The sequence below is a fragment of the Flavobacterium sp. LHD-85 genome, assembly GCF_030929595.1.
Lineage (GTDB): Bacteria > Bacteroidota > Bacteroidia > Flavobacteriales > Flavobacteriaceae > Flavobacterium.
This window is the reverse complement of the sequence record NZ_JAVFVR010000001.1, coordinates 370,413-390,426: the sequence shown is the minus strand read 5'-3', so window position 1 is coordinate 390,426 and position 20,014 is coordinate 370,413. Positions and strand designations below refer to the sequence as shown.

19 protein-coding genes and 2 tRNA genes are annotated in these 20,014 nt (G+C 34.4%); 10 read left to right on the top strand and 11 right to left on the bottom strand.

From position 1 onward, the window contains the following. Window positions 1–16 precede the first annotated feature (16 nt). Together RB618_RS01735 and RB618_RS01730 are read right to left on the bottom strand one after the other, a co-directional pair. Entirely contained in the window at window positions 17–553 is a 537-nt protein-coding gene (locus RB618_RS01735; RefSeq protein ID WP_308067212.1) for an RNA methyltransferase, read from the bottom strand. Window positions 554–627: 74 nt separating this feature from the next. Continuing rightward, window positions 628–1,059 carry a DUF1573 domain-containing protein gene (locus RB618_RS01730; protein ID WP_308067211.1) on the bottom strand — a complete coding sequence of 144 codons (432 nt, stop codon included), beginning with the start codon at window positions 1,057–1,059 and terminating at the stop codon, window positions 628–630. A 158-nt stretch (window positions 1,060–1,217) separates the two neighbouring features. On the opposite strand from RB618_RS01730, the gene mutS reads away from it, so the two are divergent. The 4 genes from mutS to RB618_RS01710 all read left to right on the top strand — a co-directional run bounded on the left by mutS (window position 1,218) and on the right by RB618_RS01710 (window position 4,684). After that, window positions 1,218–3,824, top strand: coding sequence for a DNA mismatch repair protein MutS (gene mutS / locus RB618_RS01725; RefSeq protein ID WP_308067210.1), 2,607 nt, complete (start codon window positions 1,218–1,220; stop codon window positions 3,822–3,824). Between the two features lie 163 nt (window positions 3,825–3,987). Next, a tRNA-Gly gene (locus RB618_RS01720) sits at window positions 3,988–4,060 on the top strand. A gap of 15 nt (window positions 4,061–4,075) precedes the next feature. Further along, window positions 4,076–4,161 (top strand) — tRNA-Leu (locus RB618_RS01715). Between the two features lie 139 nt (window positions 4,162–4,300). Next, a complete protein-coding gene (locus RB618_RS01710; protein WP_308067209.1) occupies window positions 4,301–4,684 on the top strand; it encodes a DUF1508 domain-containing protein in 384 nt (127 codons plus the stop codon). A gap of 122 nt (window positions 4,685–4,806) precedes the next feature. Here RB618_RS01710 and RB618_RS01705 read toward each other — a convergent pair whose 3' ends face one another. Both RB618_RS01705 and RB618_RS01700 read right to left on the bottom strand, forming a co-directional pair. Next, entirely contained in the window at window positions 4,807–5,022 is a 216-nt protein-coding gene (locus tag RB618_RS01705) for a hypothetical protein (RefSeq protein ID WP_109191883.1), read from the bottom strand. 338 nt (window positions 5,023–5,360) lie between these two features. Next, on the bottom strand, window positions 5,361–6,590 hold the full coding sequence (locus RB618_RS01700; protein WP_308067208.1) for a glycosyltransferase N-terminal domain-containing protein: 1,230 nt from the start codon (window positions 6,588–6,590) through the stop codon (window positions 5,361–5,363). 137 nt (window positions 6,591–6,727) lie between these two features. On the opposite strand from RB618_RS01700, the gene RB618_RS01695 reads away from it, so the two are divergent. The 3 genes from RB618_RS01695 to RB618_RS01685 all read left to right on the top strand — a co-directional run bounded on the left by RB618_RS01695 (window position 6,728) and on the right by RB618_RS01685 (window position 9,906). Then, the gene (locus RB618_RS01695) at window positions 6,728–7,861 is read left to right on the top strand and encodes a DegT/DnrJ/EryC1/StrS family aminotransferase (RefSeq protein WP_308067207.1); all 1,134 of its coding nucleotides are present in this window, start codon (window positions 6,728–6,730) and stop codon (window positions 7,859–7,861) included. Window positions 7,862–7,904: 43 nt separating this feature from the next. Further along, a complete protein-coding gene (gene galE, locus RB618_RS01690; RefSeq protein ID WP_308067206.1) occupies window positions 7,905–8,921 on the top strand; it encodes a UDP-glucose 4-epimerase GalE in 1,017 nt (338 codons plus the stop codon). Window positions 8,922–9,000: 79 nt separating this feature from the next. After that, on the top strand, window positions 9,001–9,906 hold the full coding sequence (locus tag RB618_RS01685; protein WP_308067205.1) for an EamA family transporter: 906 nt from the start codon (window positions 9,001–9,003) through the stop codon (window positions 9,904–9,906). 153 nt (window positions 9,907–10,059) lie between these two features. On the opposite strand, the gene fabD is transcribed toward RB618_RS01685, so the two are convergent. Next, on the bottom strand, window positions 10,060–10,932 hold the full coding sequence (gene fabD / locus RB618_RS01680) for an ACP S-malonyltransferase (RefSeq protein WP_308067204.1): 873 nt from the start codon (window positions 10,930–10,932) through the stop codon (window positions 10,060–10,062). Between the two features lie 69 nt (window positions 10,933–11,001). Next, window positions 11,002–11,364 carry a DUF983 domain-containing protein gene (locus RB618_RS01675; protein ID WP_294960103.1) on the bottom strand — a complete coding sequence of 121 codons (363 nt, stop codon included), beginning with the start codon at window positions 11,362–11,364 and terminating at the stop codon, window positions 11,002–11,004. A gap of 96 nt (window positions 11,365–11,460) precedes the next feature. Here RB618_RS01675 and RB618_RS01670 point away from each other — a divergent pair, with 96 nt between their 5' ends. Next, window positions 11,461–12,324 (top strand): helix-turn-helix domain-containing protein, encoded by an 864-nt coding sequence (locus RB618_RS01670; RefSeq protein WP_308067203.1) that lies wholly within the window; start codon window positions 11,461–11,463, stop codon window positions 12,322–12,324. A gap of 225 nt (window positions 12,325–12,549) precedes the next feature. Here the strand turns inward: RB618_RS01670 and RB618_RS01665 are convergent, their stop codons facing one another. The 5 genes from RB618_RS01665 to RB618_RS01645 all read right to left on the bottom strand — a co-directional run bounded on the left by RB618_RS01665 (window position 12,550) and on the right by RB618_RS01645 (window position 16,667). Next, the gene (locus RB618_RS01665) at window positions 12,550–13,083 is read right to left on the bottom strand and encodes a YceI family protein (RefSeq protein WP_308067202.1); all 534 of its coding nucleotides are present in this window, start codon (window positions 13,081–13,083) and stop codon (window positions 12,550–12,552) included. A gap of 284 nt (window positions 13,084–13,367) precedes the next feature. Next, window positions 13,368–13,598 carry a (4Fe-4S)-binding protein gene (locus RB618_RS01660; RefSeq protein WP_308067201.1) on the bottom strand — a complete coding sequence of 77 codons (231 nt, stop codon included), beginning with the start codon at window positions 13,596–13,598 and terminating at the stop codon, window positions 13,368–13,370. 166 nt (window positions 13,599–13,764) lie between these two features. Further along, the gene (locus tag RB618_RS01655) at window positions 13,765–14,481 is read right to left on the bottom strand and encodes a pirin family protein (RefSeq protein ID WP_308067200.1); all 717 of its coding nucleotides are present in this window, start codon (window positions 14,479–14,481) and stop codon (window positions 13,765–13,767) included. 338 nt (window positions 14,482–14,819) lie between these two features. Further along, a complete protein-coding gene (locus RB618_RS01650) occupies window positions 14,820–15,179 on the bottom strand; it encodes a hypothetical protein (RefSeq protein WP_308067199.1) in 360 nt (119 codons plus the stop codon). Window positions 15,180–15,185: 6 nt separating this feature from the next. Then, window positions 15,186–16,667, bottom strand: a complete 1,482-nt coding sequence (locus RB618_RS01645) for a helix-turn-helix domain-containing protein (RefSeq protein ID WP_308067198.1) — start codon at window positions 16,665–16,667, stop codon at window positions 15,186–15,188. Window positions 16,668–16,877: 210 nt separating this feature from the next. Here RB618_RS01645 and aceB point away from each other — a divergent pair, with 210 nt between their 5' ends. Further along, window positions 16,878–18,479 (top strand): malate synthase A, encoded by a 1,602-nt coding sequence (gene aceB / locus RB618_RS01640; RefSeq protein ID WP_308067197.1) that lies wholly within the window; start codon window positions 16,878–16,880, stop codon window positions 18,477–18,479. Between the two features lie 145 nt (window positions 18,480–18,624). Continuing rightward, window positions 18,625–19,905, top strand: coding sequence for an isocitrate lyase (gene aceA / locus RB618_RS01635; RefSeq protein WP_274255451.1), 1,281 nt, complete (start codon window positions 18,625–18,627; stop codon window positions 19,903–19,905). Window positions 19,906–20,014 lie beyond the last annotated feature (109 nt).

Below are 20,014 nucleotides of genomic sequence, written 5' to 3'. Positions count from 1 at the left end.
ATAAAAAAATAAATTTTTATTCAGGCCAGTTTATTTTTTGAAATAAATCCCAGACAACAATTCCGGCACTTACAGAAATATTAAGAGAGTGTTTTGTTCCCAACTGAGGAATTTCAATACATCCATCACAGATTGCAACAGCTTCCTGCGATACGCCATAAACCTCATTTCCAAAAACCAAAGCATATTTCTGGTTCTTTTCAATTTTGAAATCCTGAAGAAAAATCGCACTTTCAACTTGCTCAATAGCCATAGTCAAAACATTTTCTTTCTTCAAATTTTCAATCACTTCCAAAACATTCTCATGATGTTCCCATGTTACAGTTTCAGTTGCGCCAAGAGCAGTTTTATGAATTTCTTTGTTTGGAGGAGTTGCAGTAATACCGCATAAAATTATTTTTTCAATCAAAAACGCATCAGCTGTTCTAAAAACAGAACCAATATTGTGGAGACTTCGAATATCGTCTAAAACTAATATTAAAGGGGTTTTCTCCGATTTTTTAAAATCTTCAATCGATTTACGGTCTAGTTCGCTGTTTTCGAGTTTTCTCATTGTTTTAAATTCTAGTCATAAAAAAAGCTTCCAAAGGTAAGGAAGCTTTTTGATTATTTTAAATGTTTTTCAGATTAGCTTTTTACTGGATCTGGTAAAACAGTACCTTTAATAGTAAGGATTTTTGTTGGTTGTCCTTCAGCGTTAGAAGAAATAGTTACAGTTTTTGTAAAAGCACCAACTCTGTCAGTAGCATATTTTACACCAATAACACCTTTAGCTCCTGGAGCAATTGGTTCTTTTGGAGAAGTTGGAACTGTACATCCGCAAGATCCTTGAGCGTTAGTAATGATTAACGGTTTTGTTCCGTTGTTTACAAAAACGAATTCACGTTTTCCGTCAGCATTGTGTGCAATTGTTCCGTAATCGATAGTTTCGTTTTCGAAAACCATTCCAGCTCCTTCAACTTTTGCAACTTTAGCAGCTTTAGCTTTTTTAGTTGTTTGTGCATTAGTAACTGTGATACCAGCAACAGCTAACATAGCGAATAAAATTATTTTTTTCATCTTTAAGGGTCTTTTTTTAAATGATAAACAAAGCTATATAAAATTCTCCAACCGTAAACTAAAAAAAACTTAAAATATTTTAATTTTTGAAGTTTTCGATATGCCGTCAAAAAATCATAAATTCGCTGTCTTAATTTTTTCATTTAAAATATAATAATTTGGCAGCTAAAGAGAAAGTGGTGAAAGAAACACCTTTAATGAAACAGTACAACGAAATCAAGGCTAAATATCCTGATGCATGTCTGCTTTTCAGAGTAGGAGATTTTTATGAAACCTTTGGAGAAGACGCCATTAGAGCTTCTAAGATTTTAGGGATAACATTAACTAAAAGAGGAGCAGGGTCTGATACTGAAACAGCATTGGCTGGGTTTCCGCATCATTCTGTAAATACTTATTTGCCAAAATTGGTAAAAGCCGGACTTCGTGTGGCGATCTGCGATCAGTTGGAAGATCCGAAAATGACCAAAACAATCGTAAAAAGAGGAGTAACGGAGCTTGTAACTCCAGGAGTTTCTTTGAACGATGAGGTTTTGCAGTCAAAATCTAATAACTTCTTAGCATCTGTTTATTTTGCTAATAAAAATATCGGAATTTCATTTTTGGACGTTTCAACAGGAGAGTTTTTAACAGCTCAAGGAAATGCAGAATACATCGATAAATTATTGCAGAACTTTAATCCAAGTGAGGTTTTGGTTCCAAAGAATAATAAAAATGATTTTAAAACTGCTTTTGGAGAAGATTTTCATAGTTTCTATCTAGAAGATTGGATATACAAAGAAGATTATGCTTTAGAAACATTAACAAAGCATTTCCAAACGAATTCCTTAAAAGGATTTGGAGTTGAGGAACTAAAAGAAGGAATTATTGCTTCTGGAGCAATTTTGTATTATTTGTCAGAAACGCAGCATAATCGTGTGCAGCATATTACGGCAATTCAGCGTATTGCAGAAGATGCTTATGTTTGGATGGATCGTTTTACTATTCGAAACTTAGAATTGTATCATAGCTATAATCCAAATGCAGTTACGCTTTTGGATGTTATTGATAAAACACTTTCTCCAATGGGAGGGCGTCTGTTGAAAAGATGGCTGGCTTTGCCTTTAAAAGACGCAAACAAAGTAAAAAGCCGTCATGAAGTAGTGGCATATTTAAAGTCAAATCCTGAAATTCTGCATAATATTCAATATCAGATTAAACAGATTTCAGATTTAGAACGTTTGATTTCTAAAATTGCTGCAGGAAAAGTGTCTCCTCGTGAAATTGTATATTTAAAGGAATCTTTGGATGCCATTATTCCAATTAAAACCCTTGCGTTGGAAAGTCCTCAGGAAGCTGTTAAAGTAATCGGAGACAGTTTGCATGCTTGTGATTTGCTTCGCGAAAAAATTAAAACAACTTTAAATCAAGATGCGCCAGTTGCCATTTCGAAAGGAAATGCAATAGCTTCAGGAATAAATGAAGAACTGGACGAATTGCGTGCGATTTCGACTTCAGGAAAAGAGTTTTTAGAAGGAATTGAAAAACGTGAATCTGAAAGAACAGGGATTTCTTCGTTGAAGATTTCTTTTAACAATGTTTTCGGATACTATATTGAAGTTAGAAATACGCATAAAGATAAAGTTCCAGAAGAATGGATTCGTAAGCAGACTTTGGTAAATGCAGAGCGATATATTACCGAAGAATTAAAAGAATATGAAGCCAAAATCTTAGGAGCTGAAGAAAAAATCTATAAAATAGAAAGCGAGCTTTTTGAGCAATTAGTTGCATGGATTTCTACTTACATCAAGCCTGTTCAAATGAATGCATATTTGGTTGCGCAATTGGATTGTTTATGTTCGTTTACGCAAATGGCTGTCGAAAACCAATACGTACAGCCTGAAATAGATGATACTTTCGAATTGGATATCAAAAACGGAAGACACCCTGTAATTGAAAAACAATTGCCAGTTGGAACGCCATATATTGCCAATGATGTTTTCTTGGATAGAGAAACGCAGCAGATTATTATGATTACCGGACCCAACATGTCGGGTAAATCGGCGATTTTAAGGCAAACGGCTCTAATTGTGCTTTTGGCTCAAATGGGGAGTTTTGTTCCTGCTGATAGTGTTAGAATGGGAATTGTAGATAAGATTTTTACCAGAGTTGGAGCTTCAGATAATATCTCAATGGGAGAATCTACTTTTATGGTCGAAATGAACGAAACGGCTTCTATTTTGAATAATCTGTCAGATAGAAGTTTGGTGTTGTTGGATGAGATTGGAAGAGGAACCAGTACTTATGACGGAATCTCGATTGCTTGGGCCATTGCTGAATTCTTGCACGAGCATCCAGGAAGAGCAAAAACACTTTTTGCAACACATTATCATGAGTTGAATGAAATGACGGAATCGATGCCGAGAATCCAAAATTTCAATGTGGCAGTAAAAGAGTTAAAAGATACCGTTCTTTTTGTTAGAAAGCTGGTAAAAGGAGGTAGCGCGCATAGTTTTGGAATTCACGTGGCAAAAATGGCCGGAATGCCTCAGCTGGTTATTACGAAAGCTCAAAAACTTTTAAAGAAATTGGAAAAGAATCATTCGAGCGATGCTTTAAACGGAATAAAATCGGCAAATGAAGAAATGCAGATGAGTTTCTTTAATCTGGATGATCCTTTGTTGGAAGAGATAAAAGAAGAGATTCTTAATCTCGATATTAATGCAATTACACCAGTAGAAGCGTTGATGAAGCTGAATGAGATCAAAAGAATGCTGGTAAAAAAATAAAATTCAAAATTTTTTCAAATTTAAACTTTAGGTTATCAGAAGGTTATAAAATAAGTCGATTTTTTTTTTAAAAAACGCTTGTGTAATTGAATAAATGTCCTAAATTTGCACTCGCAATACGAAACAAAACAAGTGTTGCAGTTCTTAAACAGAATTTGAAAATGCGAAAATAGCTCAGTTGGTAGAGCGCGACCTTGCCAAGGTCGAGGTCGCGGGTTCGAGCCCCGTTTTTCGCTCAAAAACCATACAATGCTCGGATGGTGAAATTGGTAGACACGCTGGACTTAAAATCCAGTGAACAGCAATGTTCGTGCGGGTTCAAGTCCCGCTCTGAGTACTAAAGCCTCTTCTTTTGAAGAGGCTTTTTTTATGGGGAAAATTTAAGTTTTTGAGTTTCTAAGGAAAAATCTCAGTATCTTAGAAGCTTAGCGGCTTAGGATCTCAAAAAAAATCAATCTAAAATCTAAAATTTATAAATGGGTGCTTTTGTAATTAGCAAGCGGTTTAATGATGAATATAAGTTTACGTTTACTTCTCGGAAGGGAAAGGTGATCTTTACGAGTTTGAGTTATGAATTGAGGTTTGAGTGTGAAGAGGATATTGAGAAGTTTAAAGCGAATGTTGGTCTTGCTAAATTTTTGAAGTTTAAAGGTTCTGGTGGGAAGTATTTCTTTAAGCTGATGCTTGGGGAGGTTCATTTTGCTACGAGTCGAAAATACAGTACAGAATTGCTTTTGCAGAAAGGGATAAAAGAAATTGTTACTTATTCTTCGAGGTCGGAGATTTTGGATTTTTCTTCGAGTGAATCGATTTTTGGAGATGAAGAGCTTGAGGAGGAAATAGAAGAAGCTGCTGAATAAAAAAAAAGCGTTCATAATTTATGAACGCTTTTTTTTATTGCTTGTAGATTAATGGAAAAATTAATCATAAAAAAAAACCATCTAAAAAGATGGTTTTAAAATCGTTAGAACTTAGGTTCTAATTATTTTTTTACTTCTTCTACTTTAGCAGCAGCAGAATCAACTTTAGCAGCAGCAGAATCAACAGTTGCAGCAGCAGAATCAACAACAGCAGCAGCTGAATCAACAGCAACAGCAGCAGAATCTACAGCAGGAGCTTCAGCAGCAGCGTCAGCTTTTTTACAAGATACAACAGTTAATACAGCAACAACAGCTAAACTTAAAAATACTTTTTTCATCTTACTTTATTATAAAAGGTTAATTATTAATTCGTGGCAAAGATATAAATTTTTTAATATGTAAAATATTTTTTCACTTTTTTTTTAAAATATTTTCCTTGCTCACGTTTATCTTATTTATCAAAGAATATGCCAAAATTATAAATTTTTCTTAAATTATCTAATTTATTGGTGAAATAATTTTTTATTGAAGAATCTTTACAAAATTAGGCTGTTTTATTTCTCTGGCTAATGGTTTGTTTTGTTTTTTAAGACTATTTGCTAGAATCTTTTAAAAGCAAAAATAGAACTCTTGTTGTTGTTTTTTAGAATTTAGCACTTTTTGCTACTACAAAAGATTATGAAATGCGTTTCATAATTGTTTCAGTAGCTCCTTTGTTATTTTGGATAAATAATCTGCAGATTTCACTTTTTTCAGCCAAAAAGCTTTTGTCGTTTAGTAATCGGTCAAAAATTTCTTTAAGTTCCGCGTTTGTTGAAATTGGTATGCATCCGCCAATATTCACTAAATCAATTGCTTCTGCAAAATTAGAATAATTAGGTCCAATTACGATTGGGATTCCAAAAGTAGCAGGCTCTAATATATTGTGTATCCCAGGATTTCCAAATCCGCCTCCGACATATGCTATGGTTCCGTAACTATAAATCTTAGTAAGGATTCCGATTGTATCAATTATAAAGACATTGTAGGTTGAGAGGTCTTTGTTTTCTTTTTCTGAGAATAAAATGGTCGATTTTGTGATTTTCGACAAAAGATCTGAAATTTGATCTGGCTTAATATTATGTGGAGCAATAATGAATTTTACATTTTCAGGAGCTTGATTGATATATTCTGCAATTAATACTTCATCTTTAGGCCATGAGCTTCCAACGACAATTGTTGGCTGATTGTTTTTAAAATTCTCAATAAAATCTAAGCGATTGTCTCTTGCTAAAATGGCATTTACACGATCAAAACGGGTGTCGCCAGAAACAACTACATTTTTAAAACCAAGTGATTCAATTTTTTGTTTTGAACTTTCATTCTGAACAAAGGAATAAGTGAAGGCATTTAGCGCTTTTCTGTAGAAACCGCCATACCATTTAAAAAACATCTGATTGTCTCTGAAAATTCCTGAAATAAGATAAGTTGGTGTTTTGCTTTTTTCTAATTCCTTTAAATAGTTTAGCCAAAATTCATATTTAATGAAAAACGCAAGTTCAGGATGAACCAGCTTTAAAAATCTTTTCGCGTTCTTTTTAGTGTCAAGCGGTAAATAAATGGTCACATCGGCAACTGTGTTATTTTTACGCACTTCGTATCCAGATGGTGAAAAAAAGGTTACAACAATTTTATGAGATGGATATTTTTCTTTGATTTTTTCAATTACGGGAAGCCCTTGTTCGTATTCGCCTAGGGATGCCGAATGAAACCAGATGGTTTTATCGTCTGCTTTAATTTTTTCTTCTAATATTGAAAATACATTTTTTCTGCCTTCAACAAAAAGCTTAATTTTCGGACTAAATAACGCTATGATTTTTAAGAAAAATCCTGCGATGTAAATGGTTAGATTGTATAAAAAAAGCATGTAATTTTTTTTGCAGCTAAATTACATTTCTTTCGACTATTTTCATTGGTTTGAAGCTATTAATAACTATTTTTGTTCCTCCTTTTAGAGATTTCTGTTAAAAATAGAGTCTTTAATTTTTTAAATATTATTCGAAAATGAAAAAAATACAAATGGTTGACTTAAAGAGTCAATACGAGAAAATAAAATCTACTGTAGATGCTTCAATTCAAGAAGTTTTAGATACAAATACTTACATCAACGGACCTTTAGTACATCAGTTTCAAAAAAATCTTGAAGACTATTTAGGAGCCAAACATGTGATTCCGTGCGCGAATGGTACAGATGCGTTGCAGATTGCGATGATGGGATTAGATTTGAAACCAGGAGACGAAGTTATTACTGCCGATTTTACTTTTGCTGCAACTGTTGAGGTTATTGCTTTATTGCAATTAACTCCAGTTTTGGTTGATGTTGATTTGCATAATATGAATATCGATATTGATGCAGTGAAAAAAGCAATTACGCCAAAAACAAAAGCGATTGTTCCAGTTCATTTATTTGGACGTGCGGCTAATATGGACGCGATTATGGAAATTGCAGCAGAATACAATTTATATGTAATCGAAGATAACGCACAAGCAATTGGAGCAGATTATATTTCGAAATCTGGATCAAAAGTAAAAGTGGGGACAATTGGTCACGTTGCGGCAACTTCATTTTTCCCTTCTAAGAACTTGGGTTGTTATGGAGATGGAGGAGCGATTTTTACAAATGACGATAAATTGGCGCATATTATTCGTGGAATCGTAAATCACGGAATGTATGAGCGTTACCACCACGATGTTGTGGGGGTAAATTCACGTTTAGACAGTATTCAGGCGGGAGTTTTGAATGCAAAACTGCCTCTTTTGGATGAATATAATAAAGCACGTCGTTTGGCTGCAACTAAATACAACGCGGCTTTTGCAGGAAATGCAAAAATTATTACGCCAGATTTTGATGCAAACGAAAATGATCACGTTTTTCATCAATATGTTTTAAGAATTTTAGACGCAGATAGAAACGCTTTAATGCAGCATTTATTAGATAAAGGAATTCCATGTGCGATTTATTATCCAATCCCATTGCATTCTCAAAAAGCATATTTAGATCCGCGTTACAAAGAGGAGCAATTCCCTGTTACAAACCAATTAGTGCAGGAAGTTATTGCTTTACCAATGCATACTGAACTTGATGACGAACAAATTAAATTTATTACAGATTCTGTTTTAGAATTTTTGAACAAATAAAAAAAGCTTTAAACTAAAATAACCACAAGAAAACAACCACAAAATGAAAGTATTAGTAACAGGAGGATTAGGGTTTATTGGTTCTCACACCGTAGTCGAATTGCAAAATGAAGGCTTCGAAGTTGTGATAATTGATAATCTTTCAAACTCTTCAGAAGATGTTTTAAAAGGGATTACAGCGATTACAGGAAAAACGCCTTTATTCGAAAAAATTGATTTAAGAGAAAAAAGCGCCGTTAGGGATTTTTTTAAAAAGCATCATGATGTTACTGGTGTGATTCATTTTGCGGCTTCAAAAGCGGTTGGTGAAAGTGTTGAACAGCCTTTGTTGTACTATGAAAACAACATTAGCAGTTTGGTTTATCTTTTACAGGAGTTACAGCAAAAACCCGAAGCAAGTTTTATCTTCAGTTCTTCTTGTACGGTTTACGGCCAAGCCGAAAAAATGCCGATTACAGAAGATGCTCCAGTGCAAACTGCAATGTCTCCTTATGGAAATACAAAACAGATCGGAGAAGAAATTATTACAGACACTGCTAAAGTTACCAATATCAGCGCTATTTTATTACGCTACTTTAATCCAGTTGGAGCGCACGAATCTGTACAGATTGGTGAATTGCCATTGGGAGTTCCTCAAAATTTAGTTCCGTTTATTACCCAAACGGGAGTCGGTTTGCGTCAGGAATTATCGGTTTTTGGAAACGATTATCCAACAACAGACGGGACTGCTGTTCGTGATTACATTCACGTAGTAGATTTGGCGAAAGCGCACGTAATTGCTTTACAGCGTTTGTTAAACAAAAAGAATTTAGCAAAAGTAGAAACCTTTAATTTAGGAACAGGAAAAGGAAGTTCTGTTCTTGAAGTCATTCATAGTTTTGAAAAAGTCAGCGGTAAAAATCTGCCTTATAAGATGATGCCTCGTCGCGAAGGTGATATTACTGAAGCTTATGCAAATACAGATAAGGCAAATAATGTCTTAGGATGGAAGGCTGAACTAAGTTTGGACGAAGCAATGGCAAGTGCTTGGAAATGGGAACAAAAAGTGAGGAATAAGTAATTTTTTAATAAAATTATAAATTTTTAAAATCCCAGATTATAGCAATATAGTTTGGGATTTTTTTTAGCTATTAATTATTATGAAACAAAGTTTAGATTATAAATTAATTTTTGCTCTTGCAGCAGTTGGAATTATTTGGGGTACAACTTTTTTAGGAATTCGTGTTGCAGTTGAGACTATCCCGCCTTGGTTTGTAACTTCAATTCGTCAAGGATTGGCGGGATTGATTATGATGACCATTTTATTGTTCAAAAAGGAATTAAAATGGATTGGATGGGGAAATTTTAAGCAACAGCTTATTGCCTCGGTTTTAATGCTTGTGATTGCTAATGGTTTTACAACAATTGCTGAGCAGAATATTCCAAGCGGACTAGCATCGGTTATAAATGCCCTGACTCCAATTCTTATTTTCTTGGGCAGTATTTTGTTTGGATTGCAAAAAATGAGTTTAAAGGGGTTTATAGGTGTAATTATCGGGTTCTTGGGAGTAGTTTTTATCTTTAAAGATGGACTAGGATCATTTTTAGATGTTAATTACAGAACTGGAATGATTTTTATGGGATTTGCAATTTTGGCTTGGGCTGCTGGAACAATTTATACCAAAACGCATGCTAATAAATCGAAAAATATAACGCTCAATTTATTTTACCAATTTACAATTGCATCTTGTATTCAGTTGGTCTTGGCTTCAATATTCTCGCCAAATCCAGATTTTAACTCGTGGAGTTCAAAAAGCATTTTTGCGGCTTTGTATTTATCAATATTTGGATCTGTAATTGCTTTCTTTTGTTATAATTATGCACTAAAACATGTTACAGCGGTTCAAGTTTCTATTCTGTCCTATATTAATACAATAATAGCTGTTTTCTTGGGCTGGTTGCTTTTGGATGAAGTAATTACGATTGATTTTATTATTGCTACAGCTTTAATTATTCTTGGGGTTTTTATTGTGAATTACAAGAAGAAAGAAAAGAAAACTTTATAATGTAAATTCTAAAAGCATATATCTTTTTTATTTTTCTTTTAGTATGTCATTTCTCCTTCGTCGAAATGACAAAAAGCTCTGAAAAATCTATTTTTCAGAGCTTTTTTATGTGTATAGTTTTAACTGAAAACTGTCACTGAGACTGAACACTAATTAAGCGTTAGCAACAGCTGCTTCTTTATCAATTTTATTAATCAAACCAGTTAAAACTTTTCCAGGACCAACTTCAGTAAACAAAGTAGCACCGTCAGCGATCATTTGCTGTACAGATTGTGTCCATCTTACAGGAGCAGTCAATTGAATGATTAAGTTCTTTTTAATTTCATTAGCATCAGAAACTGCATTTGCAGTAACGTTTTGATATACTGGACAAATCGGATTAGAAAAAGTAGTTGCTTCAATTGCAGCTGCCAATTCTTCTCTTGCTGGTTCCATCATTGGAGAGTGAAAAGCTCCTCCTACAGGTAAAATTAAAGCACGTTTTGCTCCAGCAGCTTTCATAGCTTCACAAGCTTTTTCAACAGCAGTAGTTTCACCAGAAATTACTAATTGCCCTGGGCAGTTATAGTTAGCTGCAACCACAACTCCGTCGATAGAAGCACAAACTTCTTCGACAATATTATCAGCCAAACCTAAAACAGCAGCCATTGTAGATGGTGTAATTTCGCAAGCTTTTTGCATTGCCAAAGCGCGTTGAGAAACTAATTTAAGACCATCTTCAAAAGATAAAGTTCCGTTAGCAACCAAAGCAGAGAATTCTCCTAATGAATGCCCTGCAACCATTTCCGGTTTGAAATCTTCTAAAGTTTTAGCTAAAATAACAGAGTGTAAAAATACAGCTGGCTGCGTTACTTTAGTTTCTTTTAGTTCTTCGGCAGTGCCTTCAAACATGATATCTGTAATTCTGAAACCTAGAATTTCATTTGCTTTTTCGAATAATTCTTTGGCTAAAGCCGAATTTTCATAAAGGTCTTTACCCATTCCTGTGAATTGCGCTCCTTGACCCGGAAATACGTATGCTTTCATTTGTCTAATTTGTTTTTTATTTTTTGGATTGAAAATTAGTTTCAATTGAAAGGCAAAAGTACTATTTTTTTAGCTCGTATACCCCTTAAACATATAAATCCATGCTAATCTTGAAAATCTAAGATTAAAAGGAGTAAGCAAAGTAATTACAACAGCAATAATAGGAAGGATTCTTAAATCGAAGTTTGTTTCGAAAAAATACTGAGCAATACAATATGTTGCAATTCCTTGAGCGACTGTTAATCCGTAGTTTACATACATGGCGCCAAAGAAATAGCCAGGCTCTTTTTGGAATTTATAATTGCAATGACTGCAGTATTCATTCATTTTTGGAAAACTGAAATTTAGAAAGATATTTTTATCTGTAAAAACTTTTCCTTTATGACAAACAGGACATTCGTTTTTTAAAATATGAGTTAATGCGCTTGACATGATAGTGTTGATTTTTGTTTGTACAAAGGTAATTTATGGCATTATAAAAGTCTTTTTAGTATCTTCGCTTATTGTAGCACAATAAAGACATTTGTTATGAAGAAATATCCCATTTATAGTGTTCAGAATTTCAGCTGTAACGATATTCATCGTGATTTTTATGTGAATACTTTTACGGAACATCTAAAAAATCACAGTTTTGTCGAAGAACCGCACCGCCATGATTCGTATTTAATGGTGTTTTTTACAAAAGGTTCTGGCTTACATGAAGTCGATTTTGATCAGTTTGAAATCAAAAGAGGAAGCTTGTTTGTGCTGCAGCCAGGACAAATGCACCATTGGAATTTATCTGAAGACATAGAAGGTTTTGTAATTATCTTTTCACAGGAATTATATAATCTGTATTTCGGCCAAAAAAAGATAAACGATTATAATTTTTATCATTCCATTCAAAACCGACCTGAAATGGTTTTTGAAGAAAAAGAAATTCCAAAAATCCAACCTTATTTTGATTTATTGATTCAGGAAAACATTCAAAATAATAAATACCAATTAGATAAATTATTGAATTTATTGGATTGTATTCACATTGAAGTGGCGAGAAAATATGGAGAAACCTATTCGCATCAAACGCATTCATACAATATCAAAATCAATAAGTTTGAATCGCTTTTAGAAGAATATTACAAAACGCAAAGACTGCCTTCGTTTTATGCAGAAAAACTAAATATCACGCTGAAACACTTAAACAGAATCTGCAATGAAATTCTCCAAAAAACAGCCACAGAAGTCATTACTGACAGAGTAATTCTGGAAATCAAAAGAATGTTGATCGACAAGCAATTAGCCGTAAACGAAGTTGCCTTTAAGGTTGGCTACGAAGATTATTCCTATTTCTCTCGTTTCTTCAAAAAACAAACAGGAATGTCGCCAACAGAATTTAGAAACACAGTAAGATGAATTTTGAGGTTTGCCACTAATTACACGAATTTCCACGAATTATTTTTTAGCCACAGATTAAAAAGATTATTTGGATTTCTAATCTATGGAAATCCTTTAAATCTGTGGCAAATTTCGGCTTTGCGAGAAAAAAATTGTGGAAATTCGTATAATTCGTGGCAAACAAAAAGCCCTGCAAAATGCAGGGCTTCAATAACCAACCAATTAAATCTAAAACCAAATAGATTAGGCTTGTTTTACAAATTGTAATTCAATGTTCAAACGAACTTCTTCTCCTACTAAAACACCCCCTGTTTCAAGAGCCGAGTTCCAGTTTAAACCCCAATCTTTACGATTAATTTTTCCTTCTATGCTTAAACCTACTTTTGTATTTCCCCAAGGATCAGTCATGATTCCGCTAAATTCAACTGGGAATTTCACTGTTTTTGAAACACCTTTAATGTCTAAATCTCCAGTTAATTCAAATTCGCCATCATTAATTTTTTTGAAAGCAGAAGATTTGAAAGTTAATTTTGGATTATTCTCTGCATCAAAGAAATCGCCGCTTCTTAAATGTCCATCACGATCTGCGTTTGCAGTGTCGATTGAAGAGATATCGGCAGAAAAACTGAAATCTGCATTATCAAAACTTTCACCTTCTGTGGATGCAGTAGCGTCATAAGTTCCAAATTTTCCTGAAACATTAGTAAACATCATGTGTTTAACTTTAAAACCAATTTCTGAGTGAGTTGGGTCAATTGACCATTTTGTAGTTGCCATAATTTTATTTTTTTAAATAATTAATTTGTTTCATTTTGATAGGACAAAGTTACGGTGACAGTTGTCCTGGAGCACTTAACCTAGATTAAGAAATAAAAAATGTAATGGTTTTGCCACAGATCAAACAGATTAAAAAATATATTGCCACGCCCCGAGCGATAGCGAATCGGCGAAGCAATTGCACAGATTTCCACGAAATAAATTGAATCAAAATTTGTGAAAATTTGTGCAATTTGTGGCAAAAAAATCACTTTAATCTGTGGCAAAAAACTAATGCGTAAAGCTTAGCTTTTGTTATTCATGTAAAATGTCAATGCCCCCGAAGGACATTTGTTTACAGTCGAAATAATTTTCTCAGTTGTAGATTTCTCTGGAGTAATCCACGGTTTTTCTTTTGGACGAAAGACATCTGGATTGTTTTTGACACAATTTGCCGAATGAATACACTTTCCAGATTGCCATACAATCGTGACTTCTCCGTTTGTGTATTCTTTAGTGAGGTTATTTGGATTCATGGTTTAAAATTTTAAGAGTTAGTTTAATTTTAAAGTCAGACCAATTTTTTTTACTTATAAAGTTAGTCTTTCTTTTCTGAAATGGAATAAAAAAAGAAACGATAATAATCTGATTTACAGGTTTATTATCGTTTCAAAGTGCTGGTGTTAATTGTTTTTGTTTGAATTAATAATTCATTGGAATGTCCATTAATAAAAATTCAGCATCTGTATTGGCTTTAATATTCAAAGTATCAGTTCCTGAAATTCCAACCGCATCACGAGAGTTTAATTCCTGACCGTTGATGGTAACATTTCCTTTTAAAATGAAAGCATAAACTCCGTTTCCTTCTTTTTTGATTTTATATTCAGCAGTAACTCCAGAATCGAAATTCCCCATATTAAACCAAGCATCTTGCTGAATCCAAACTCCTTCATCATCTGCATTTGGAGATAAAACCTGAGACAATTTGTTATGTCTGTCGGCAACATCCATAGTAATCTGCTGATAGCGTGGCGTAACATTTCTTTTGTTTGGAAACAACCAAATCTGTAATAACTTAGTCTGCTGATCTGCATTTGGATTAAACTCACTATGCTGAATTCCAGTTCCAGCACTCATCACCTGAATATCTCCATTTTTGATGATTTCAGTATTTCCCATGCTGTCTTTGTGGGCCAAATCACCTTCAAGCGGGATTGTAATAATTTCCATATTATCATGAGGATGCGTTCCAAAACCCATTCCGGCTGCAATCGTATCATCATTCAAAACACGAAGTGCTCCAAACTGAATTCTGTCCGGATTATACCAGCTCGCAAAACTAAAGCTATGATAAGCGTTCAACCATCCGTGATTTGCGTTTCCTCTTGTGTCTGCTTTGTGCAATACTATATTTTCCATGATTTTGTCCTTTTGTTATTTTTATAGTACAAAGATACGGTCGATGTAAAGGAAAAGCACTTAATCTAGGTTAAGAAAGGTTTTTTGAGGTGCAAAGGGTCAGAGTTGCAGAGGTCCAAAGGTTTTTTTCAGGAGCGGAAGTATTGTTTTCAAAAGACGTTTAGTCCCGCTATCCGTTGCAATCTTTTGTGGTGAACCCCACCACAAAAGGATTTCCACTTCTATCGGGGCTATTTTAGAAGTTTCATTTTTACAAGAAGGTTGAAAGGCACAAAGGTACAGAGGTTCAAAGGTTTTACCTCGGAATGACAAATAAGAACTAATAATGGCAGGAGTAGTTATTTAATCCTAACCAATTTCCCTTTCCCAACCACTTCATCAAGATAATTTGAAGAAGAATTTTTCTTATCATGCATAAAAAAAGGAATAGTGTCTTTTTCGATTTGATCTTTTGGAATGCTGATAATCAAATCAGTATTAATGAAATTATCCAATAATATCGCATTGCCATAAGAAATTCTCCCTTTCGGCAGATACTTGTTATCAAACGCAAAAACGCTATCCTTAAAAGTAATTTTATCTTTCAGAATATAAGCGCCTTCATCTTCAATCATATAATTGTAACGGCCAGTAAGTTTATCCGTTTTCTGGTTGAAGTTGATGAAAAACAAAGTGATTATTAAGGCAAAATATTTCATGGCATTCTAGCTATATTGATTCATAAACTGCTGTACTACTGCATCCGTATTCTCGTGGCGTTTCTTTCTTTCTAAAACAATTGGCGGAGCGGCTCTTTCCAGACAATCTTTAACTGCACAAGTTTCGCAAGTTACACCAACAATTCGTTTTACCAAAGGTTTTCCGTCAATGAGCTTGAATTTCTTTTTCATGGTTGGATTAATCAAAATTCCAACAGAAATACTTCTAATGGTATCATGCAAAAAAGGATCTTTTGTAGCCGATGAAAAAACTAAATATTCGTTGCCGCTATTGGCATAACTGGATATTTGTGCATCAAGAAAGTGAGATTTATTTTGTTTGATAGCTTCGTCAATTGTTTTTACCGAAACCCATCTTCTGCAATAATGCTCGTTGGTTTCGTTGGCGTGCGGTTCCTGTTGATGCGTAATGTGTAATTCTTTATTTATCTGATAAAAATCAGAACCGATTTTATGTGATAATCTTAGGAAGAAAAGATTCTTCAACTGAAAATCTTTTGGCAATAAATTGGTCAATCTTTGATAAAAAGATTCTGGAGAGACTTCAAAACTTTCAATTAATTGAACAAACTCTTCCGGTTTTGGATTTTCATTTTCTAAAAAAGAATTGATTTTATCGACCACTAATTTTCTTGGCAATAATAAAGCACCGGCAAAATAAGAAGCGTAAAAATTATGTAGAACCTGATCGAAATTTTCAAACTTAATCCAGCTGAAAGTTAGCAAGCGATCGGAAATTTTTAGGTAATTATAAGCTATTTCTTTAGCTAAAATAAATGCTTTCTGAGGAGCATCAAGTTCGGTTGAAAGCAATAAAGTTTTGCTTTTCGGAACATAAATAGAACGTAAATCGCCCAAAGCTTCCTGATCTGTAAAAGCGATTTCTTTGATATTGTATTCGTATTCTTCTTTTAAAATCGCTTCCAATTCTTCAACGCTGATTTTGGAATCCAGATTAATCTGAAATGACTTCGAAAATGCGATTACTTTTTCTTCTAAATCTTCAAAATAATTGCTGTGCGCTTCCTGATACGAACGCAAAGCAGCTAAAAAGAAACTCTCACGGCTTAAATTATAATGTTGTGCAATTTCGATTATGGTACTAATAAACGCATTGACTTTGGCTGGAGCATTCGCAATAATATCAATTAAATCTGCCTCCTGAATTCCGAAAAGCTCTAGTGGAATCTCTTTTAAAATTCCAGATTTCAAGATTTCGCCAATAGGAGCGAGGTTATTATCGAGTTTTAAAGATACCATTTGGTCGTAAGGCACGTCCAAATGTTCGCATAAAAGCAAAATTTTATCTGTTTTTGGATATTTTTTTCCCTTTTCAATCTCGTTTAAGTACGATTTTGAAAGATTAGTCAGTTTGGCCAAACCAAAAAGAGACAAGTTTTTTTGTGTACGAACTTGTTTCATTTTTAGCCCAAAAATCAGCTTTATATAGTCTTTTTCGATATCCATAATCCAAATGTAAGTAATCTAAAAATAATCGCAAAAAAAAATATTTTTAAAATTTAGCGAACGTTCGCTTGTTTTGTAAAAAACTTTTTTATAACATTGTATCGTTGAAACTTGTTAATTATGAATTAGTTATGATTGAGTCGTTTTGATGAAATGAAAATAATAAACAGAGAATCTGTTTTTTAAAATTAAAAAATAAAATCTGCAGCTATGAAAAACCAATTAGAGATCACTGAAATGGCTATAGAATTCCTAGCCGACAAAAAGCTTGCTTATCCAAAAATCTGGACCGAAGAAGCGACTGCGTTTATTATCGAATTGCACAAAAAGTTTGAATCGCAAAGAAAATTATTGCTTTTACAGAGAGAACAGAAACAAGTCACTTTTGATCAGGGAATCATGCCGGTTTTTATTCCGGAAACCAAAAGCATCAGAGAAAGTAATTGGACAGCTGGAGAAATTCCGAAAGATTTACAGGATAGAAGAGTTGAAATTACTGGACCAGTTGACCGCAAAATGATTATCAATGCTCTGAATTCTGGTGCCAAAACTTTTATGGCCGATTTTGAAGACAGCACTTCGCCAACTTGGCAAAACCTGATGGATGGACAAATGAATTTAATAGATGCTGTAAACAGAACCATCACGTTTACCGATTTGGTGAAGCAGAAATCGTATCATTTAAACGAAAAAATTGGAACACTGATTGTTCGCCCGAGAGGTTTGCATCTGCCTGAAAAACATGTTTTGATTGAAGGAAAAGAAGTTTCGGGTTCTTTGGTAGATTTTGGTTTGTATGTTTTTCATAATCATAAAAAACTTTTAGAAAACAATTCGGGGCCTTATTTCTACATTCCGAAATTGGAACATTATCTGGAAGCACGCTGGTGGAATAATGTAATTGATTTTACTGAAGATTATCTGAATCTGAAACGCGGAACTATAAAAGTGACGGTTTTAATTGAAACCATAACAGCAAGTTTTCAGTTGGATGAAATCATTTACGAATTGAAAGAGCACATTGTTGGTTTGAACTGCGGACGCTGGGATTATATTTTCTCTTACATTAAAAAGTTCAGAAAAAATCCAAAGTTCATAGTTCCAGATCGCGATCAGGTAAATATGACTTCGCCTTTTATGAATGCGTATTCAAATTTGGTTATCCAAAGATGCCATAAAAGAGGAATTCATGCTATCGGTGGAATGGCAGCGCAGATTCCGATTCGTAATAATGAAGAAGCAAATGCTATCGCTTTCGCGAAAGTAAAAACCGATAAAGAACGCGAAGTTCGAAATGGTCATGATGGAACCTGGGTGGCGCATCCAGATTTGGTTACCATTGCAAAAGAAGTTTTTGATAAAGGAATGCCAACTCCAAATCAGATTCATATTAAAAGAGAACATCGAAAAATTACAGAAGCCGATTTAATCGAACCGCCAATTGGATTAATCACAGAAAATGGCGTTCGAAAAAACATCAATGTTGCGGTTTTATATTTGGCTTCATGGTTGAACGGACAAGGCGCAGCAGCGCTTCATAATTTGATGGAAGATGCGGCAACAGCTGAAATTTCGAGATCGCAATTGTGGCAATGGCTTCAGAATAAAGTGATTTTGGATAACGGACGAAAATTGGACTTAGCGTATTATCATGAATTGGCTTTAGATGAATGCCGAAAAATTAAAGAAGAGTTAGGAGAAGAAAATCACGAAAAACAGCAATTTCCATTAGCCGAAAAATTACTGGAAAGACTGGTTGTGAACCTGCATTTTGTGGATTTCCTAACTATTCCTTGCTATAAGTATTTATAAAAGAATTGATTTGAATTCCTGCAAGGTTTTGAAAACCTTGTAGGTATTTTGATCGAGAATGCAAATACCTACAAGGTCAAAAAAAGACCTTCCAGGAAATCACATAACACTAATTTACTTACTAACCAACTTAACTATATCATTTATGAAAACAACAGAAGACAGAATTCAGGAATTGATTAACGATTGGATTACGAACCCGAGATGGAAAGGAGTAGAGCGTCCATACACTGCGAGTGAAGTAGTAACGCTTCAAGGGTCTTATAAAATAGAGCATTCTATTGCAAAAATGGGTGCAGAGAAATTATGGAGAAAGTTAAAAAGTCAGGATTATGTTGCAGGTTTGGGAGCATTGACTGGAAATCAGGCGATTCAGGAAGTCGATGCGGGTTTAGAAGCAATTTACTTAAGCGGCTGGCAGGTTGCTGCTGATGCAAATCTGGCGGGAGAAATGTATCCTGATCAATCGCTTTATCCGGTAAATAGCGTTCCGATGGTGGTAAAAAAGATCAACAACGCTTTATTACGTGCCGATCAGATTCAGACTGTAAATAATATTGAAGATAAAAAAGATTATTTAGTTCCAATTGTAGCCGATGCCGAAGCAGGTTTTGGCGGAAACCTAAATGCTTTCGAACTAATGAAATCAATGATTGAAGCCGGAGCTTCTGGAGTTCATTTTGAAGATCAATTAAGTTCTGCTAAAAAATGTGGGCACTTAGGCGGAAAAGTTTTGGTGCCAACTCAAGAAGCCATTAACAAATTGATTGCGGCTAGATTGGCTTCAGATGTTATGGGTGTTTCTACTTTAATTGTGGCAAGAACAGATGCTGATGCAGCTAATTTATTGACAAGCGATGCAGATCCAAGAGATAGAAAATTTCTAACGGGAGAAAAAACAGCGGAAGGTTTCTTCTATGTAAAAAACGGAATCGACCAAGGAATTGCTAGAGGTTTAAGCTACGCGCCTTATGCCGATTTAATTTGGATGGAAACCAGTAATCCGGATTTGGATTATGCGAGAAAGTTTGCAAAAGCAATGAAAAAAGAATTCCCAGATAAAATGCTGGCGTATAATTGTTCTCCGTCTTTCAATTGGGCAGCAAAATTATCAGTTGCCGAAATGGAAACGTTCAGAGAAGATTTAGCTGCAATGGGATATAGTTTTCAATTCATCACTTTAGCAGGATTTCACGCTTTGAATACGAGCATGTTCGAATTGTCTAAAGCCTACAAAGAACGAGGAATGGCAGGATACTCTGAATTGCAGGAACGTGAATTCGCTTTGCAGAAAAACGGATTCAGAGCCGTAAAACATCAGGCTTTCGTAGGAACTTCATATTTCGATGCTGTTCAAAATACGGTGATGTTAGGAAAATCAGCTATAACCGCAATGGAACATTCTACTGAGGTTGAGCAATTTTAATTCACTATGCACGGTTCATTTTTGAGCCGTGTTTTTTTTAGCCGCAGATTTCACAGATTGAAAGGATTAAAAAAATGTCGCCACGAATTTCACAAATTAAATTGAAATA

Bases quoted from the DNA above. Each gene is read 5' to 3' on its own strand.
- RB618_RS01735 (WP_308067212.1), bottom strand. From the start codon at position 553: ATGAGAAAACTCGAAAACAGCGAACTAGACCGTAAATCGATTGAAGAT.
- RB618_RS01730 (WP_308067211.1), bottom strand. From the start codon at position 1,059: ATGAAAAAAATAATTTTATTCGCTATGTTAGCTGTTGCTGGTATCACA.
- RB618_RS01710 (WP_308067209.1), top strand. From the start codon at position 4,301: ATGGGTGCTTTTGTAATTAGCAAGCGGTTTAATGATGAATATAAGTTT.
- RB618_RS01705 (WP_109191883.1), bottom strand. From the start codon at position 5,022: ATGAAAAAAGTATTTTTAAGTTTAGCTGTTGTTGCTGTATTAACTGTT.
- RB618_RS01700 (WP_308067208.1), bottom strand. From the start codon at position 6,590: ATGCTTTTTTTATACAATCTAACCATTTACATCGCAGGATTTTTCTTA.
- RB618_RS01695 (WP_308067207.1), top strand. From the start codon at position 6,728: ATGAAAAAAATACAAATGGTTGACTTAAAGAGTCAATACGAGAAAATA.
- galE (WP_308067206.1), top strand. From the start codon at position 7,905: ATGAAAGTATTAGTAACAGGAGGATTAGGGTTTATTGGTTCTCACACC.
- RB618_RS01685 (WP_308067205.1), top strand. From the start codon at position 9,001: ATGAAACAAAGTTTAGATTATAAATTAATTTTTGCTCTTGCAGCAGTT.
- fabD (WP_308067204.1), bottom strand. From the start codon at position 10,932: ATGAAAGCATACGTATTTCCGGGTCAAGGAGCGCAATTCACAGGAATG.
- RB618_RS01675 (WP_294960103.1), bottom strand. From the start codon at position 11,364: ATGTCAAGCGCATTAACTCATATTTTAAAAAACGAATGTCCTGTTTGT.
- RB618_RS01670 (WP_308067203.1), top strand. From the start codon at position 11,461: ATGAAGAAATATCCCATTTATAGTGTTCAGAATTTCAGCTGTAACGAT.
- RB618_RS01665 (WP_308067202.1), bottom strand. From the start codon at position 13,083: ATGGCAACTACAAAATGGTCAATTGACCCAACTCACTCAGAAATTGGT.
- RB618_RS01660 (WP_308067201.1), bottom strand. From the start codon at position 13,598: ATGAATCCAAATAACCTCACTAAAGAATACACAAACGGAGAAGTCACG.
- RB618_RS01655 (WP_308067200.1), bottom strand. From the start codon at position 14,481: ATGGAAAATATAGTATTGCACAAAGCAGACACAAGAGGAAACGCAAAT.
- RB618_RS01650 (WP_308067199.1), bottom strand. From the start codon at position 15,179: ATGAAATATTTTGCCTTAATAATCACTTTGTTTTTCATCAACTTCAAC.
- RB618_RS01645 (WP_308067198.1), bottom strand. From the start codon at position 16,667: ATGGATATCGAAAAAGACTATATAAAGCTGATTTTTGGGCTAAAAATG.
- aceB (WP_308067197.1), top strand. From the start codon at position 16,878: ATGAAAAACCAATTAGAGATCACTGAAATGGCTATAGAATTCCTAGCC.
- aceA (WP_274255451.1), top strand. From the start codon at position 18,625: ATGAAAACAACAGAAGACAGAATTCAGGAATTGATTAACGATTGGATT.